11 protein-coding genes are annotated in these 17,524 nt (G+C 70.8%); 9 read left to right on the top strand and 2 right to left on the bottom strand.

Going from position 1 to position 17,524, the window contains the following annotated elements; genetic code table 11:
- Positions 1–98 precede the first annotated feature (98 nt).
- Together FHY02_RS08070 and FHY02_RS08065 are read left to right on the top strand one after the other, a co-directional pair.
- Entirely contained in the window at positions 99–2,027 is a 1,929-nt protein-coding gene (locus tag FHY02_RS08070; protein ID WP_183921260.1) for an NPCBM/NEW2 domain-containing protein, read from the top strand.
- Positions 2,028–2,404: 377 nt separating this feature from the next.
- Complete coding sequence (locus tag FHY02_RS08065) at positions 2,405–5,107, top strand: TonB-dependent receptor (protein WP_183921259.1); 2,703 nt, start codon at positions 2,405–2,407, stop codon at positions 5,105–5,107.
- Positions 5,108–5,158: 51 nt separating this feature from the next.
- Here FHY02_RS08065 and FHY02_RS08060 read toward each other — a convergent pair whose 3' ends face one another.
- Positions 5,159–6,388 (bottom strand): dipeptidase, encoded by a 1,230-nt coding sequence (locus FHY02_RS08060; RefSeq protein WP_183921258.1) that lies wholly within the window; start codon positions 6,386–6,388, stop codon positions 5,159–5,161.
- Positions 6,385–7,095 carry an XRE family transcriptional regulator gene (locus tag FHY02_RS08055; RefSeq protein ID WP_183921257.1) on the bottom strand — a complete coding sequence of 237 codons (711 nt, stop codon included), beginning with the start codon at positions 7,093–7,095 and terminating at the stop codon, positions 6,385–6,387. Before FHY02_RS08055 ends, FHY02_RS08060 begins: the two co-directional genes overlap by 4 nt.
- A 93-nt stretch (positions 7,096–7,188) precedes the next feature.
- On the opposite strand from FHY02_RS08055, the gene FHY02_RS08050 reads away from it, so the two are divergent.
- From FHY02_RS08050 to FHY02_RS08020, 7 genes are all read left to right on the top strand, one after another.
- Positions 7,189–9,174, top strand: coding sequence for a serine hydrolase (locus FHY02_RS08050; RefSeq protein WP_260172684.1), 1,986 nt, complete (start codon positions 7,189–7,191; stop codon positions 9,172–9,174).
- The gene (locus FHY02_RS08045) at positions 9,174–10,163 is read left to right on the top strand and encodes a dipeptide epimerase (protein WP_183921255.1); all 990 of its coding nucleotides are present in this window, start codon (positions 9,174–9,176) and stop codon (positions 10,161–10,163) included. Before FHY02_RS08050 ends, FHY02_RS08045 begins: the two co-directional genes overlap by 1 nt.
- Complete coding sequence (locus FHY02_RS08040; protein ID WP_183921254.1) at positions 10,151–11,434, top strand: peptide MFS transporter; 1,284 nt, start codon at positions 10,151–10,153, stop codon at positions 11,432–11,434. Before FHY02_RS08045 ends, FHY02_RS08040 begins: the two co-directional genes overlap by 13 nt.
- Before the next feature lie 65 nt (positions 11,435–11,499).
- Positions 11,500–13,806, top strand: a complete 2,307-nt coding sequence (locus FHY02_RS08035; protein WP_183921253.1) for a TonB-dependent receptor — start codon at positions 11,500–11,502, stop codon at positions 13,804–13,806.
- The gene (locus tag FHY02_RS08030; RefSeq protein ID WP_221198571.1) at positions 13,803–14,852 is read left to right on the top strand and encodes a DUF1611 domain-containing protein; all 1,050 of its coding nucleotides are present in this window, start codon (positions 13,803–13,805) and stop codon (positions 14,850–14,852) included. Before FHY02_RS08035 ends, FHY02_RS08030 begins: the two co-directional genes overlap by 4 nt.
- Positions 14,840–15,958 (top strand): hypothetical protein, encoded by a 1,119-nt coding sequence (locus FHY02_RS08025; RefSeq protein WP_311721275.1) that lies wholly within the window; start codon positions 14,840–14,842, stop codon positions 15,956–15,958. Before FHY02_RS08030 ends, FHY02_RS08025 begins: the two co-directional genes overlap by 13 nt.
- Positions 15,955–17,523 (top strand): serine hydrolase, encoded by a 1,569-nt coding sequence (locus tag FHY02_RS08020; RefSeq protein ID WP_183921252.1) that lies wholly within the window; start codon positions 15,955–15,957, stop codon positions 17,521–17,523. The genes FHY02_RS08025 and FHY02_RS08020 overlap by 4 nt, the downstream gene beginning before the upstream one ends.
- The last annotated feature ends 1 nt before the right edge of the window (position 17,524 follow it).

The following is a 17,524-nucleotide window of genomic DNA, read 5'->3' as shown; positions in this document are numbered from 1 at the left end:
GTCCGCCGGAGCACGGCGAAGCGGGTGGTTCGTCGTCTCCGGCCCTTTCCCGTGCAGCGGCGAGATCTATGATGTGGCGAACAGCGAGGTCCCGTCCGATGCGCCTGCCTACCTTGTCCCTCGCCACGCTCGCGCTCGTGCTCGCCGGCCCCGCCGCGGCGGCGCCCGACCCGCTCGCGCCGACCGGTCGCTGGTCGGCGCCCGAGCATGCCGCGGCGCGCACCCCACCGATGGGGTGGAGCTCGTGGAACGCCTTTCGCACCGAGGTGGACGAGGAGAAAGTGCTCGGCGCCGCGCAGAAGCTGGTCGACAGCGGGCTGGCCAAGCTCGGCTATCGCTACGTCAACGTCGACGACGGCTGGTGGCTCAAGCGCCGCACCGCCGACGGGCGGCTGATGATCCGCACGCGCATCTTCCCCTCCGCCGCGGTCGCCGGCGGCAACAGCAGCTTCCGTCCCTTCACCGACCGGCTTCACGCGATGGGGCTCAAGGCGGGGCTGTACAGCGACATCGGGCGCAATGCCTGCTCGCAGGCCTATGACCTCCACTCGCCCAATCTGCCCGAGGGCACGACGGCGGAGCGCGAGGTCGGGCTCTACGGCCACGTCGACCAGGACGTGGCACTCTACTTCCGCGACTGGGGCTTCGACTATCTCAAGGTCGACGCCTGCGGGATCAACGTCTACGCACCCGGCGCGCCGGTGGTGGTGCAGAACGGCTATCGCGCCTTCCCGCCGCTGATCGACCAGGCCTCGATCAACCGCACCGACGTGGCGCAGGTCCGCTCGCTCTATGCCGCGGTCGCGGCCGCGATCGCGCGCTACCGCCCCGACGGCGACTCGATCCTCGCCTTGTGCACCTGGGGCAGCGCCGACGTGCGCCGCTGGGGCAAGGAGGTGGGCCAGATGTGGCGCACCAGCCAGGACATCACGCCGCACTGGACGCGCATGCTCCACTCGTTCGACAGCGCGTCGACCCGCGCGCTCTACGCCAAGCCCGGCGCGTGGAACGATCCCGACATGCTGTTCATCGGGCAGGGCGACTTCGACGCGCAGCACCTCACCGAGGCGCGCACGCACTTCGCGCTCTGGGCGATCATCAACGCGCCCTTGTTCATCGGCTATGACCTGCGCCAGGCGCCCGACAGCCTCATGAGGATCTGGGGCAATGCCGACATCGTGCGCGTCAACCAGGACCCGGGCGGCCACCAGGGCGTGATCGCCTACGCCTCGGACGACGTGCAGACGATCGTGAAGACATTGAGCAACGGCCACAAGGCGGTCGTGCTGCTCAACCGCGGGCTGGCGCCGGCCGAGATGAACCTCACCGCGGCGCAGCTCAAGCTCGCGCCCGACGCGCCGATAACGCTGCACGACCTATGGAGCGGTCGAACGCTGGCGCCCTTCACCGGCGAGACCACGTTCACGCTGGCGCCGCGCGAGAGCCGCGTCTTCGAGGTGAGCGGCACGCGACGGCTGCGAGACGGCATGTACCTGTCGGAGGTGCCCGGTGACGTGAACGTCGCGGTCGACGGCGTGGTCGCGCCCGAGCCCGACCCCATGGTGCATCGCATGATGGGGCAGTGGAGCGGCACGCGCGACACCGGCGAGCGCCCGACCTACGCCGGCTGGGGCGGCGCGCAGGCCGACGCCACGCCCTATGACCAGACGCTCCAGGTCGCGGGGCGCAGCTACGACACCGGCATCGGCGTGCTGGCGCAATCGCGGCTCGAGGTGCGCACGCGCGGCGCCGCGCGGTTCGAGGCGCTCGTCGGCGTCGACGATTCCACCCGCGACACGCGCGACGCCGCGGAGTTCCTCGTCTACGGCGACGGCCGGCTGCTCGCGCGCTCGGGCGCGATGCGCTTCGGCGAGGCCGCGCGCCCGCTGCGCGCCGAGCTGCGCGGCGTTCGGGTGATCGAATTGGTCACGCGCAAGGTCGGGGACGCGACCGATCTGCCGCTCGTCACGACATGGGCGGAGGCCGCGTTGCGCGGCGGCGGGGAAGGGCTTGCGTCGCGTCGCTAGAGAAGCCGCTGCGGGGCCGCCGCGGGCCGCCGCCTTGCCGTGGACAGGGCCGATCGAGAAACCGAGCGCCGCACGTTTGTTGCGCGGACGCACCCGTCGTCGCCGCCTTTCATCTATATTCGGGTGGTTTCGCTTCTTTTCTAATTGACTGTGATGTTGCGCTCGCGATAGCACAGCGAAAGAAAGCGCGCTGACCTTTACGTGCGATCGGCTGAACGAGGCGGAGGACCCAACGTCCTGAGCCGGGAATGTCCGATGAGTGTCTGAGTAGGCGAGGCGACTCTCGCGCGATCGAGTGATGCCAGCGACGGTCGCGGGCGCAGCGAGCAGCGGCGTCGGCATGACGACAACGATGCGAAACGAAACAGGGGGCTAACATGAAGAGCTGTGCGTACCGCCGACTGCGTCGAACCCTCCTGATCGGCAGCGCGATCGTCTCGGCCGGCACAAGCGCGCAGGCGCAGACGATCGGCGCCAACGCCCCCACCGATGGTGCCGAGATCGCGCCATCGGACGCGGAAGGTGCCGACGTCGTCGTCACCGGTCTGCGCGCCGGCATCGAGCGTTCGCTCGCCGACAAGCGCCGCTCGATCTCGGTCGTCGACGTGATCTCGGCGCAGGACATCGGCAAGTTCCCCGACAACAACCTGGCGGAATCGCTCCAGCGCGTGCCCGGCATCACGATCGACCGTTCGGTCAACGGCGAGGGGCAGACGATCAACCTGCGCGGCCTCGGTCCGCAGTTCACGCGCAGCGAGATCAACGGCGGCACCGCGCTCAACGGCTTCGACTTCAGCGTCCTCGCGCCCGAGTTGTTCGCCAAGGTGACGGTCGAGAAGTCGCCGACCGCCAGCACCGTCGAGGGCGGGCTCGCCGGCACGATCCTGCAGGAGACGCCCAAGCCCTTCGACATACCCGGGCTTCGCGTCACCGCGACCGGCGGGGTCACGATCGGGCAGAAGGGCAAGGCGATGCCGCGCCTGTTCGGGCTGGTCAGCCAGAACTGGGACGACCGCTACGGCATCACCGTCGCCGCGGCCTATTCGAAGACCGACTTCCGCACCAACGAGGTCGACTTCGGCCCCTGGGTGCCGTTCCGCAACATCGCCTCCGCCGACGTGCTCGCCACCGCGCCGGCGACGCTGCTCGACGCCGCCACGCCCCGCACCACGGCCTTCTACAGTTACCAGCAGAAGCGCGAGAATCTCGGCGTCACTGTCGCCGGGCAGGCGCGCCCGACCGAGCGGCTCGAGCTGACCGCCGACTTCCTCTACGCGCGGCGCAAGGGGACGCAGATCGACGATCGCCCCGACGCGCCGATCGAGGGGACCAGCTTCTTCGCCGACGGCACCAGCGCGCCGGGCAATCAGGCGCCGACCGACTATGTCGTCGAGAACGGCGCGGTCACCCAAGCGACCTTCCGCAACATCCAGAACCGCGTCGGCTACAGCTACCAGCCGCAGGAGAACAAGGTCTATCAGGGCACGCTGCGCGCCAAATGGGAGGCGGCCGACCATCTGACGATCACGCCGGGCTTCAGCTACGCGCACCAGCGTTCCAGCAACGAGCTCGACCTCTATTCCTTCGCCGCCTACGGCGCCGACGTGACCTATCGCGTCGACGGCGACGTGCCGCAATTCTCCTCGACCGCCACCGACTTCAGCAGCAACCCCGATCGCTTCGGCTACAACGTCTTCATCTTCAACCGCGCGGTGAACACGATCGACGAATATGTCGGTCGCGTCGACGCGACCCGCGAGTTCGAGGGGGTGCCCGGCCTAACCAGCATCCAGGCCGGCGCGCGCTACACCCACCGCACCTCGCGCCAGCAGGCGCGCAACGTCGGGCTGTACAATGGCGCCGAGCTGCTCGGCGCGAGCCCGCTCGGCCTCGGTGCGTTCGCCGCCACGCTGCCGTTCAGCGTGCGCAACGCGACCACGCCCGATCGCATCCTCTCGGTCGATCGCGCGAAGCTGATCCAGACGATCTACCCGGGGCTCGACCCGTTCACCTCGGACCAGTTCGCGACCGATCCTCAGGGTGACCAGCTCAACTCCTTCCAGGTGGTGGAGCAGACCTACGGCGGTTACCTCCAGGGCAACTTCACCATGGGTGCGCTTTCCGTCAACGCCGGGCTGCGCGTGATCGTGACGGACACGTCGTCGGACGGCTTCGGTCTGATCGGCACCGAGCTGACCCCGAGTAACGTCGACGCGCGCTACACCAACTTCCTGCCGGCGATCAACGCGCGCTGGGAAGTCGCGCCCAACATGCTGATCCGCGGCACCTACTCGCGCGCGATGACCCGCCCGACGCTCGATCAGCTGAGCCCCGCGACGACGATCAACTCGGGGCCGCGCACCGGCAACCGCGGCAATCCCAATCTCCGCCCCTATCTCGCCGACCAGGAAGATCTCGGCTTCGAGTGGTATTTCCACCCGGGTGCGCTCTTGACTCTCAACGGCTTCGCCAAGCAGATCGGTTCGCTGATCTCGCAGACGACCGTCTCGGAGCTGGCCAGCTTCCCCGATCAGGAGACCGGCCTGCCGACCAGCGGCATCATCGCCTTCACTCAGCCGACCAACGGTGACAGTGCGACGATCCACGGGCTCGAAGCGGGGCTTCAGTCGCCGTTCTTCTTCCTGCCCGGCGCGCTGAGCTACTTCGGCACGATCCTCAACTTCACCTATGCCGACAGCAAGGCCAGCGTGCGCAGCGCCGACGGCGTGTCGCGCACCACGCCGCTGCCGGGCCTGTCGAAGAAGAGCGCCAATGCGGTGCTCTATTATGATCATGCCGGGATCGACGCGCGGCTCGCCTATGCCTGGCGCAGCGCCTATCTGCGCGACGACAACGTGGGGCGGCAGTTCGGCGCCGAGCGATACGTCCGCGAATACGGGCAGCTCGATCTGTCGGTGAACGCCTTCGTCACGCGCAACGTCCAGCTCGGCTTCAACGTCAACAACCTGCTGGATACGCAGCGCAAGGAGTATATCCTGATCGGCAGCGGTGCGGAGCTGCCCGCCAGCTTCCTCGAACAGGAGCGCCGCTTCGTCCTGACCGCCCGCCTGATCATGTGAGCGTGACGACGGGCCGGCGCGGTATCGCGCGCGCCGGCCCGTCGACCCGGGTCACTGCCGCGACGTGAACTGCGCCTTGACCCGCTCGGCGCCTTCCATCACGCGCAGCACGTTGCCGCCGGCCAGCTTGGCGACGTCCGCGTCGGACCAGCCGCGGCGCATCATCTCGGCGAGCAGCGCGGGATAGGTCGACACGTCGCCGAGTCCCTGCGGCAAGGTCGCGCCAACGCCGTCGAAATCCGAGCCGAGCCCGACGTGATCGACACCCGCGACCTTGGCGACATGGGCGATATGATCCGCCACCTGCGACAGCGTCACCGCCGGGGCTGGATGCGCTCGTAGCCAGGCGGCGTAATCCGCCGCCGCCTTGTCCGGCTGGCCGATGTCGAGACCGTTGTACGGCGGCGAGTTGAGCCGCGCCTTCTCGGCCAGCGAGTCGGCGGACCAGCGGCGGTAGGCGTCGGCGACATAGCCAGGCGCATAGTCGACCATCACCACGCCGCCGTTGCGCGCCACCAGCCGCAGCACGTCGTCCGACACGTTGCGCGGGTGGTCGTTCAGCGCGCGCGCCCCCGAGTGCGAGAAGATCACCGGCGCGCGCGTCACCGCCAGCGCGTCGCGCATCACCTTCTCGCTGACATGCGACAGGTCGACCAGCATGCCGAGCCGGTTGAGCTCGAGCACCACCTTTCGCCCGAAGTCGGTAAGGCCGTCATGGCGCGGATCGTCGGTGGCGGAGTCGGCCCAGTCGATCGTGCGCGAGTGGGTGAGGGTGAGATAGCCCGCGCCCAGTGCGGCATAGGCGCGCAGCACCGAGAGGCTGCCGTCGATCTGGCCGCCGCCTTCCACGCCGATGAGGCAGGCGATCAGCCCCGCGGCGTGCGCGCGCCGCACGTCGGCGGCGGTGCGTGTCAACGCGAACGTGTCGGGGTAGCGGTCGGCGAGCGAGCGGACGAGATCGATCTGCTCGAGCGTCTGCTCCACCTGCTCCTTGCCGGGCAGGTCGGGCGACACCCACACCGACCAGAACTGCCCGCCGACCAGCCCTCGCCGCAGCCGCGCGATGTCGGTGTTGTAGGCGGGGTCGCTCGCGCCGAGGTCACGCAGGTCCATCGTCCAGCGCTTCTCGCCCTCGCGCTCGCGCAGCGCCTCGGGCCAGTCGTTGTGGCCGTCGATCAGCGGCGTTGCCTTGAGCACGCGCGCCACGCGGGCGGTATAGTCCTGCGCGGCGGCGGGCGTGGCGGCGAGCAGCGCCGCGGCGGCGAGCAGAGCGGCCCTCATCGGGCGCCTCCGCGGCGGCGCGGCGACGCGGGCGGGTCGTTCTCATTCTCGGCGCCCGCGCCGCGCTGGCCGTGGTGGAGAGTCAGCAGCGATTCCATCAGTTCCTCCTCGGCGCTCGACATCACCGCCAGCACCTCGGCCTCCTCGCAGCCCGTCGCGGCGAGATAGGCATGTCCCATGCTCGAGTCGATGTAGATCGCCTGACCGGGCTCGAGCGTGACCGGATCGTAGAATTCGGTCTGCACTTCCACCCGCCCGCTCAGCACGTAGAGGAACTCCTCGCCCGAATGACGCACCAGCTCGCCGAACTGCTCGGCCGAGCGGGCGCGGATCTTGGTGACGACCGGGATCATGCGCTTCCGCCGCAGCTCGGTGCAGAGGTAGTAATAGTCGTAGTTGGGCGTCTCCACGCGCACCGAATGCGCGACGTCGCCGAGGCTGCGTCGCGCGGTGACGGGCTGCGCCGCCTCCTCGCTCTCCTCGGCGAACAGGTCGGTCATGCGCATGCCGAGCCGCCGGGCGAGGGCCTGCAACTTGTCATAGGTCAGCGTCAGCCGATCGTGCTCGATCTTGGAGAGGGTCGAGACCGGAATGCCGGACTTGGCGCTCATCTCCTTGAGCGTCCAGCCCTCGCGCGCGCGGAGCCCCTTGAGGAGCGCGCCCAGGGTCGGGGGCGATGTCGGCAAAGCGCGTCCTCCATGAGCCATTGACGAGGCGCCTAAACAGGATAACCTTGTCCTGATCAGGATGATACCTGAGGATAACGACAAGCGGAGGCGGCGGCAATGGGGACGGGACGGATGCTCGCGTGGGTGTCGGCGGCGCTCGGCGCGGCGGCGATCGCGGCGTTGGCGCCAGCGCAGGCGCCGGTGAAGCCGGGCGCGCCGACGGTGGCGCAGCCGGCCGCGCCCGCGGCACCGGTCACACCCACGGTCGGTCGCGCGCTCACCGGCGAGGACGTCACCGCCTGGCTCGACGGCTACATGCCGTATGCGCTGCACAGTGGCGACATCGCGGGCGCGGTGGTGACGGTGGTGCGCGACGGCCAGGTGATCGCGGCGCGCGGCTACGGCTATGCCGACGTCGCGAAGCGCCGTCCGGTCGATCCGAACCTCACCCTCTTCCGCCCTGGCTCAGTATCCAAGCTCGTCACCTGGACCGCGGTGATGCAGCAGGTCGAAGCCGGGAAGCTCGACCTCGACGCCGACGTCAACCGCTACCTCGATTTCGCCATCCCCGCCTTTCACGGGCAACCGATCACGCTGCGCCAGATCATGACGCACACCGCCGGGTTCGAGGAGGCGAACAAGAAGCTGATCACCTATGACGCGCGCGACGTCGAGCCGATCGGCGCCTATCTCAAGCGCCACGTCCCCGCGCGCGTCTACGCGCCGGGCACGACCCCGGCCTACTCCAACTGGGCGACGACGCTGGCGGGCTATATCGTCGAGCGGGTCAGCGGCGTGCCGTTCGACGACTATGTCGAGCAGCGCATCTTCCGCCCGCTCGACATGCGCACGGCGAGCTTCCGTCAGCCGCTGCCGCCGCGGCTGCGCGGGCTGATGGCCGAGGGCTATCCGCTCGGCTCGGGCGATCCCAAGCCGTTCGAGATCGTCGTGCCCGGTCCGGCGGGGTCGCTCTCCGCCTCGGGGCTCGACATGGCCAAGTTCATGATCGCGCACCTCGACGGCGGGCGCGGCGTGCTGCGTCCGGAGACCGCGGCGCTGATGCACGACAGCCCGCTCGCCAAGGTGAACCCGCGATCGCTGATCCCGCCGCTCAACCGCATGGAGCTCGGCTTCTTCGAGACCAACATCAACGGTCGCCGCGTGATCGCGCACCTGGGCGACACGAATCAGATGCACACCTCGCTTCACCTCTTCCTGGCGGAGCGCACCGGGCTGTACGTTTCGTTCAACTCGGCCGGGCGCGACGGCGCGGCGCATGTCGCGCGCGGGCAACTGTTCCAGGACTTCGCCGACCGCTACTTCCCCGCCGCGACTCTGCCCGCCGGGCGCGTCGACACGGCCACCGCGCGCCGGCACGCCGCGGCGCTCGCCGGCCACTGGCAGGTGAGCCGCTCGTCCTTCACCAACTTCGTCGACATCGCCAACCTGTTCGGCCAGGCCGAGGTGGGCGCCGACGCGCAGGGCCGGCTCGTCATTCCCTCGGTCAAGGGCGCCAACGGCGTGCCGGTCACCTGGGTCGAGGTCGCGCCGTACGTCTGGCGCGATCCCGCCGGACACGACCGGCTCGCGGCGCAGCTGGTCGACGGGCAGCCGGTGCGCTGGAGCTTCGACCTCGTCTCGCCCTTCATGGTGTGGGACCGCGTGCCCGCCTACCGCGACGCCGCTTGGCTGCTGCCTGCGCTCTACGCCAGCCTCGTCGTACTACTGCTGACCGCGCTGTTCTGGCCCGCGAACTGGTACCTGCGGCGCCGCTACCAGGCTGCCGCACCGCTCGCCGGGGTGTCGCTGCGCGCGGCGCGCGCTGCGCGGGTGATGGCGCTGGCGGTGCTGCTGGTTCTGGGCGGCTGGTTCTGGTTGATCTCGGTGCTGTTCGGCGACAGCGCGCCGGGCGACGCCTCGGTGACGTTCCTCCAGATCGCCAGCATCGTCGTGTTCGTCGGCGCGGTCGGAATCGCGGGCTGGAACGCGGTCGTGACGCTCCGCGGCGGCCGGCCGTGGACGCGCAAGCTGTGGGCGGTGCTGCTGCTGGTCGCCACGTTGGTGGTGCTGTGGGTCGCGGCGGCCTTCCACCTGCTCGCGCTGACGGTGTTCTACTGATGCTGCGGCTCGCCACCGAGACCGCGACGCTGCGGCTGGCACAGCCCTTCCGCATCTCAGGCTATGTCTTCGAGACTGCCGAGGTGCTGGTCGTCACGCTCGACGACGGCACCCACCAGGGGCGCGGCGAGGGCGCCGGCGCCTATTATCTCGGCGACGATGTCGCGAAGATGCTGGCCGACGTGGAGGCGGCGCGCGCCGCGATCGAGGCGGGGCCGACGCGCGAGCAGCTGCGCGCGCTGATGCCCGCGGGCGGCGCGCGCAACGCCGTCGACGCCGCTTTGTGGGACCTGGAGGCGCGACGCAGCGGCACGGCGGTGTGGCAGCTCGCCGGGCTGAGCGAGCCGCCGCGCCCGATCGTCACCACCTTCACCGTCAGCGCCGACACGCCCGCGGCGATGGCGGCGGTGGCGCGCGGCTACGCACGGGCGCGCTCGATCAAGGTGAAGCTGACCGGCGAGCTGGACCTCGACCTCGCGCGCGTCGCCGCGATCCGTGCGGCGCGCCCCGACGTGTGGCTCGGCGTCGACGGTAACCAGGGCTTCGCGCGCGCCGAACTCAACGCGCTGGTCGCTGGCCTGCTGCCGCACCGCGTGTCGCTGCTGGAGCAGCCGCTCGCCCGCGGCGCCGAGGCGGCGCTCGACGGCTACCGCTCCGCCATCGCGATCGCGGGCGACGAGAGCCTGCTGACGCTCGCCGACGTCGCCGGCGCGGTCGGGCGCTTCGACGTGGTCAACATCAAGCTCGACAAGTGCGGCGGGCTCACCGAGGGGCTGCTGATGGCCGCCGCGGCGCGCCGGCTCGGGCTGGGCGTGATGGTGGGGACGATGATTGGCACCAGTCTCGCCACCGCGCCCGGCTTCGTGCTGGGCCAGCTCGCCGACCTGGTCGACCTCGACGGCCCGACCTTCCTCGCCGAGGATCGTGCGCCGGGCGTGCGCTACGACGACGGCCTGCTCTACGCCGGCGCGGAGGTATGGGGCGGGTGAGCGCCGCCGCACCGCCCGCGCCAACCTGGTTCGGTCAGCCGCGCGGGCTGACGGTGCTGTTTCTCACCAACATGTGGGAGCAATTCTCCTACTATGGGATGCGCGCGCTCCTGGTCTATTACATGACCAAGCAGCTGATGCTGGGGCAGGCGCAGGCCTCGCTGATCTACGGCGCCTACACCGCCTGCGCCTATTTCACGCCGATCCTGGGTGGGGTGATCGCCGACCGGCTGCTCGGCAAGAGGCGCGCCATCGTGCTGGGCGGCGCGATCATGGCGCTGGGCCATTTCATGATGGCGTTCGAGCCGCTCTTCTACGTCGCGCTGGTGACGATCGCGCTCGGCAACGGGCTGTTCCTGCCGAGCCTGCCGAGCCAGATCGACGATCTCTACGCCCCCGGCGACCCGCGCGTCGGCTGGGCGTACAACGTCTATTATGTCGGCGTGAACATCGGCGGCTTCCTCGCGCCGCTGCTGTGCGGGACGCTGGGTGAGCTGTACGGCTGGCATTACGGCTTCGGCGCCGCCGGGGTCGGCATGGTGGCGGGGCTGGGCATCTACCTATGGGGGCAACGCTACCTGCCCGCGACGGCGCGCGCCGCGCCGGTGCGCCACGCCGCGCCGCGCGGCCGCTTCACGCGCGAGGTGGCGCTGCTGCTGGTCGCGGTGGCGCTGTGCGTCACCATCTTTCGCGCCGCCTATGAGCAGGTCGGCAACACCGTGGCGCTCTGGGCGGACAGCGGGGTCGATCGCCGCGCCGGCGCCGCGATCGTGCCGATGACCTGGTTCCAGTCGCTCAACCCGCTGTTCGTGATGGCGTTGACCCCGCCGCTGCTGGCGCGGTGGCGGCAGCGCGCCGAGCGCGGCCGCGCGGAGCGGCCGGTGCGGCGTATGGCGGTGGGTGCGCTGATCGTGGCGGGCGCGTATCTCCTGCTCGCCGGGCTGGCGGCGCGCGGAGGCGCCTCGCACTGGCTGTGGCTCGCGCTGTTCTTCGCGCTGCTCACCGTGGGCGAGCTGCACATCCTGCCGACCGGTCTGGGGCTGTTCGCGCGGCTCGCCCCCGCGGGGCTGGGCGCGACCACCGTGGCGGCCTGGTACCTCGCCACCTTCGCGGGCAGCCTCGCCGCCGGGCTGGTCGGCACCGCCTGGACCGCGCTGGGCCACGGCGCCTTCTTCCTGCTGCTCGCCGGTCTGGCCGCGTTCGCCGCGGTGCTGCTGGCGGCGATCGACCCGGCATCAATCCAAGTGATCAGAACGGGCGAGCGGAGCTAATTTGCGATTGACTATTCTCCAATCAGGACATTAGCATCCTAATTGGCAACATCGAGGGGGAAGCGATGGGGAACATACGTCGTAGCGCGTCGGTCGCGAGCGCGCTGGCGCTCTTCCTCGGCGGGGCAGCGGCGGCGCAGCAGGCGTCACCAGACGCCGCGCCGCCCGAGCGTGAGGCCGCGCAGGTCGGCGACATCATCGTCACCGCGCAGAAGCGCGAGCAGCTCCTGTCGGACGTGCCCCAGTCGATGTCGGTGCTGGGCGGCGAGGCGCTGGAGCAGCGCCAGGCGCGCACCATCGCCGACTATGCCGCGCTGGTACCCGGCCTGTCGTTCGAGTCGGGCAATCCCGGCCAGACCCGCGTCGTGCTGCGCGGCATCAACGCCGGTGGCGCCAGCCCGACGGTCGCGGTCTATCTCGACGACACGCCGTTCGGCTCGAGCACCGGCCAGACCAACGGCGCGACCTTGGCGGGCGACTTCGACACGTTCGACATCGAGCGGCTGGAAGTGCTGCGCGGGCCGCAGGGCACGCTCTACGGCGCCAACTCGCTGGGTGGCGTGGTCAAATATGTGACCGTCGCCCCCAAGCTGGGCAAGTGGGAGGCGCGCGGGCAGGGCGGCGCCGAGACGGTGCGCGACGGCGGCACGGGCTATTACGGCAACGCGCTGGTCAACGTGCCGCTCGGCGACGCGGTGGCGCTGCGCGCGAGCGGCTTCTACCGTCGCAGCGCGGGCTATATCGACGCGATCGGTATCGCCGACGAGGACGTCAACCGCGCGCGCAGCTACGGCGGCCGCGCCTCGCTGCTGCTCAAGCCGAGCGACCGGTTGTCGCTGCGGCTCACCGCGGTGTTGCAGAACATCGAGGTCGACTCGCGCAACGCCTTCGACGCCGATGCGGCGACGCTGCGCCCGATCACCGCCGACCCGTTCACCGGCGCGAGCACCGGCGGGCGCGAGGTGCGCTACCAGCTCTTCCCCGACCGCAACGAGGTGAGCTACCGCCTCTACACCGGCACGCTCGACTATGACCTAGGCTTCGCCAGCTTCACCTCGGTCACCAGCTACAGCCGCCAGGTCGCGACCGACCGGAGCGATGTGTCGTACAACGATCTCGGCGGGATCACCCTGGCGCAATATGCGTCCTCCGCGATCTACGGCCTCGTGCCCGACGCTTACGGCATCTACTATCCCAACCGTTCGACGCAGAAAAAATTTACCCAGGAGCTGCGGCTCGCCTCCAACGGCTCCGCCACGCTCGAGTGGCTGGTCGGAGGCTATTACACGCGCGAGCCGGGGCAGCTGTACCAGCGCTATTACCCGTTCGACACCGCGACCGGCCGCCCGGTCACCCCGGTGCCGGAGATCCCCGGCTTCAACGGCCTGGTCCTCGCGCAGCTGGACTCGACCTACAAGGAGTTCGCCGGCTTCGGCAGCGCGACGCTGCACTTCAGCGACACGTTCGACCTCACCGCGGGCGGCCGCTACAGCCACAACGACCAGCGCACCACGCAGACGCTCGACGGCGCGCTGTTCGGCGGTCCGTCGCAGAGCCGCGCGACCTCCAAGGAGGGCGTGTTCACCTGGTCGGTGTCGCCGCGCTACGCGTTCGCGCCACACAGCGAGGTCTACGCACGCGTCGCCAAGGGCTATCGCCCCGGCGGCCCCAACGTGGTGCCGCCTGGCGCCGGCCCCGACTATCCGCTCCAGACCGACGCCGACACGCTGATGAGCTACGAGGCCGGCATCCGCGCCGAGACCGCCGACCGGACCTTCGGCATCGACCTGTCGGGCTATTATCTCGATTGGGACAAGACGCTGATCGTCGCGACCTTCCAGACCGACGCCGGGCCGATCTCGGCCGACGCAAACGGCGAGGGCGCGCGCAGCTACGGCGTCGAGGCGACTGCGACGCTGCGCCCGACGCGCGGCTTCACCGTCACCACTACCGTCGCCTACAACAACACGCGGCTGCGCGGCGACACCTCGAACGGCGGGCGCGACGGCGACCAGCTGCCGTTCGCCCCGACCTGGAACGCCAACGTCTCGGCTGAATATAGCTGGGACTGGGACGGCGCGCGGCCCTATGTCGGCGCCGATGTGTCGACGGTGAGCGACCGGCTCGGGAATTTCGACGCGGCCTATCGCGACCTGTTCGGTCGCCGAATCACCTTCGACGGCTATACCACCGCCAGCCTGCGCGCCGGCGTGTCGCTGGGGCGGTTCGACCTGTCGGTCTACGCGCGCAACATCGGTGACTCGCGCGGGCTGATCTCGGCCGGGACCTATCCGACCCGCCCCAACGGCGCGATCGAGGTGAGCCCGATCCAGCCGCGCACGATCGGCGCGACGCTGGGCGTCGGGTTCTGATCGTGCGCGACGCTCCCGCCTCTCCCCCACGCGCGGTGCATGCACTGGCGGCGCCCTACCTGCTGTTCCTCGGCGACGCGACCGAGCCGGGCTTTGCCAAGACCGCGCTCGGGCTGCGCGACTGGGCGGCGGACAAATGCCTCGCCGAGCATGCGCTGCCCGCCGCGACCGTCTCCACCGGTTTGCCGCGGATGATCCCCGCGGCCGCCGCGGTGGCGGGGGCGCGCTCGATGGTGATCGGCGTCGCCAACCAGGGCGGCGTGATCCCGGCGGCGTGGATGCCCGAGCTGCTCGCCGCGGTGGAGGCGGGGCTCGACCTGGTCGCCGGGCTCCACACCCGGCTCGGCGACCTCCCCGCGCTGCGCGAGGCGGCGGCGCGCGCGGGCACGCGGCTGGTCGACGTGCGCGAGCCGCCCGCCGCGCTGCCGATCGCGACCGGCGCCAAGCGCGCCGGGCGACGGCTGCTGACGGTCGGCACCGACTGCGCGCTCGGCAAGAAATATACCGCGCTGGCGATCGCGCGCGGGCTCCAGGCGCGCGGGCAGGACGCGACCTTCCGTGCCAGCGGGCAGACCGGCATCATGATCGCGGGCGAGGGGATCGCGATCGACGCGGTCGTTGCCGACTTCGCCGCCGGCGCCGCCGAGCTGCTCAGCCCCGAGGCGCCGCCGACCCATCTCGACGTGATCGAGGGGCAGGGCTCGCTGTTCCACCCCTCCTACGCCGCGGTGTCGCTGGCGCTGCTCCACGGCAGTCAGCCCGATCTCTTCGTCGTCTGCCACCAGCCGACGCGCGCGCAGATCCTCGGCACGCCGGGCTACCATGTGCCGTCGATCGAGGCGGTGATCGAGCAGACGGTCGCGGTCGGGCGGCTGACCAACCCCGCGATCCGCTGTGCCGGCGTCAGCCTCAATACCGCGGGCATGACCGAGGCCGAGGCGGCGGCGGAGATCGCGCACACGGCCGAGCGGCTCGGCCTACCGACGGCCGACCCGATCCGCGGCGGCGACGCCTTCGAGCGGCTGCTCGACGCGTGCGCGGCCTGAGCCCCGCCGCGGCCGACCGCTTCCGGCGGTTCGTGCTGCCCGGGCTCGCGTTCAAGGCGGTGGTGATCGGGGGCGGCTATGCCACCGGGCGCGAGCTCGCCGAGTTCTTCCTGCCTGCGGGCGCCTGGGGCGGGGTGCTGGCGATGGCGCTGGCGACGCTGATCTGGGGTGTCGTCGCCGCCGCTACCTTCCGGCTCGCGCACGCGGTCGGCGCGCGCGACTATCGCACCTTTTTCCAAGCGCTGCTGGGGCGCTATTGGGTCTTGTTCGAGGGCGCCTACGCGCTGTTCGTCGTGGTCGTGCTCGCGGTGTTCGGCGCCGCGGCGGGGGAGATCGGCGCGGCGACGCTGGGGCTGCCTGCGCTGGCGGGGACGCTGGCGCTGCTCGCGGGCATCACCGCCTGCGTCGCCTGGGGCAACGCGGGCGTCGAACGCGTCTTCCTCTGGGTCTCGGTGCTGCTCTACGCCACCTACGCGTTGTTCCTGCTGCTCGCGCTGACGGGCGTGGGCGGGCGGATCGCTGACGCCTTCGCCGCGGCGGGGCCGCCCGCACCGGGCTGGGCGCTCGGCGGGCTGACCTATGCGGGCTACAATATCGTCGGCGCGGTGATCGTGCTGCCGGTGACGCGCCACTTCCGCTCGGGCCGCGACGCGGTGATCGCGGGTGCGCTGGCGGCGCCACTCGCGATGCTGCCCGCGCTGCTGTTCTTCGTCACCATGGCGGCCTTCCTCCCTGAGATCACGGGGGCGGTGCTGCCGTCCGACTATATCCTGACGCGGCTCGGCCACCCGCTGTTTCACCTCGGCTTCCAGCTGATGATCTTCGCCGCGCTGCTGGAGAGCGGCACCGGCGCCGTTCATGCGGTGAACGAGCGCGTCGCGCGTGCGCGTGGCCGCGCGGCGCTGTCGCCGCCGGCGCGCGCGCTGCTCGCACTGGCGCTGCTCGCGCCGTGCATGCTGCTCGCCGAGCGTGTCGGCTTGGTCGGACTGATCGCGGGCGGCTACCGGTTGCTCGCCGCGCTGCTGATCCTGATCTACGTCGTGCCGCTGCTGCTGCTCACCATCGTGGGGCGCGGCGGATCGGCCCAGCCGGAGCCGACCGCATGAGATACGCCGCACCCGTGCTGCTCGCCGCGCTGGTCGCCGCGCCCGCGTCCGCCGCGCCGCCGAAAGGCTTCGACGCGCGCGTCGAACAGGTGATGCGCGGCTCGGGCACGCCGGGCATGGCGGTGGCGATCGTCGAGGACGGCACGGTCACGCTCGCCAGGGGCTATGGCGTGCGGCGGCAGGGTGCGCCCGAGCGGGTCGACGCGAACACCACCTTCCTGATTGGCTCCACCGCCAAGGCGATGACCGTCGCCGCGATCGCGACCCTGGTCGATGCGGGCAAGCTCGGCTGGGACGACCGGGTGGTCGACCATCTCCCCAGCTTCCAGATGTACGATGCCTGGGTCACGCGCGAGATGACGGTGCGCGACCTGCTGGTGCACCGCAGCGGGCTCGGTCTCGGTGCGGGCGACCTGCTGTACGTGCCGCGCGGCAGCTATTCGCGCGCCGAGATCGTGCGGCGGCTGCGCTATATCGCGCCCGCGACCAGCTTCCGCAGCGGCTATGCCTATGACAACGTCCTCTACACCGTCGCCGGGCAGCTGATCGAAGCGGTGAGCGGGCAGACGTGGGAGGATTATGTCCGCGCGCACGTGCTCGCCCCCGCCGGCATGGCGGGCGCGACCGGGGAGCTGGCGACCTTCTGGGCGCTGCCCAACCGCGCGCTGCCGCACGCGCGCTTCGGCGGCACGGTGCGCGGCACCGGCACGATGCGCGGGCTCGACGAGCACGACCAGCTGCCCCAGGCTGCCGCCCCCGCCGGGCTGATCGCGGCGAGCGCCACCGACATGGCGCGCTGGCTCCAGGTGCAGCTAGGCGGCGGGGCCGCGGCGGATGGCACGCGCGTCTTCTCCGCCGCGGCGGGGCGCGAGATGTGGGCGCCGGTGACGCCGATCCCGATTACCCCGCTGCCCGAGCCGGTCGCGGGGACCACGCCGACCTTCGACGGCTATGCGCTCGGCTGGGAGGTGCGCGACTATCGCGGCGAGCGGATCGTGTGGCACGCCGGCGGGCTGTTCGGCATGACCTCGGTGGTGGTGATGATCCCCGCGCGCCACGTCGGCTTCGCGATCGAGCTCAACAGCGAGGAAGCCGCGCCGCGGCATGGTCTGATGTGGGAGCTGATCGACCATTATCTCGGGGCGAAGCGGCAGGACTGGCCGGCGCGCTTCACGCAGTATCGCGCGCAGCGGATCGCCGCGGCCGAGGCGGCGGTGCGCGCCGAGGCGGCCACGCCCGCCAAGGTGGGACCGTCGCTGCCGCTGGCGCGCTACGTGGGCCGCTACGCCGACCGCTGGTACGGCGCGATCGAGATCGGCGGCGATGCCGCCGGGCTCTCGGTGCGCTTCGTGCCGACGCCGCGCATGGCGGGGCGACTCGAACATTATCAGTATGATACCTTCGTCGCGCGCTTCGACGATCCCGCGATCGAGCCGGCCTATCTGACCTTCGCGCTCGACGCAGCAGGCAAGGTGGCGCGCGTCACGGCCCGGCCGGTGTCGCCGATCGCCGACTTCAGCTTCGACTTTGCCGACCTGCTGTTCGAGCCCGAGCCGGCGAGGTGAG

Source organism: Sphingomonas sp. BK069, assembly GCF_014193405.1.
GTDB lineage: Bacteria > Pseudomonadota > Alphaproteobacteria > Sphingomonadales > Sphingomonadaceae > Sphingomonas.
Note: the sequence above shows the minus strand (reverse complement) of the source record. Positions and strands in the feature narration are given on the sequence as shown.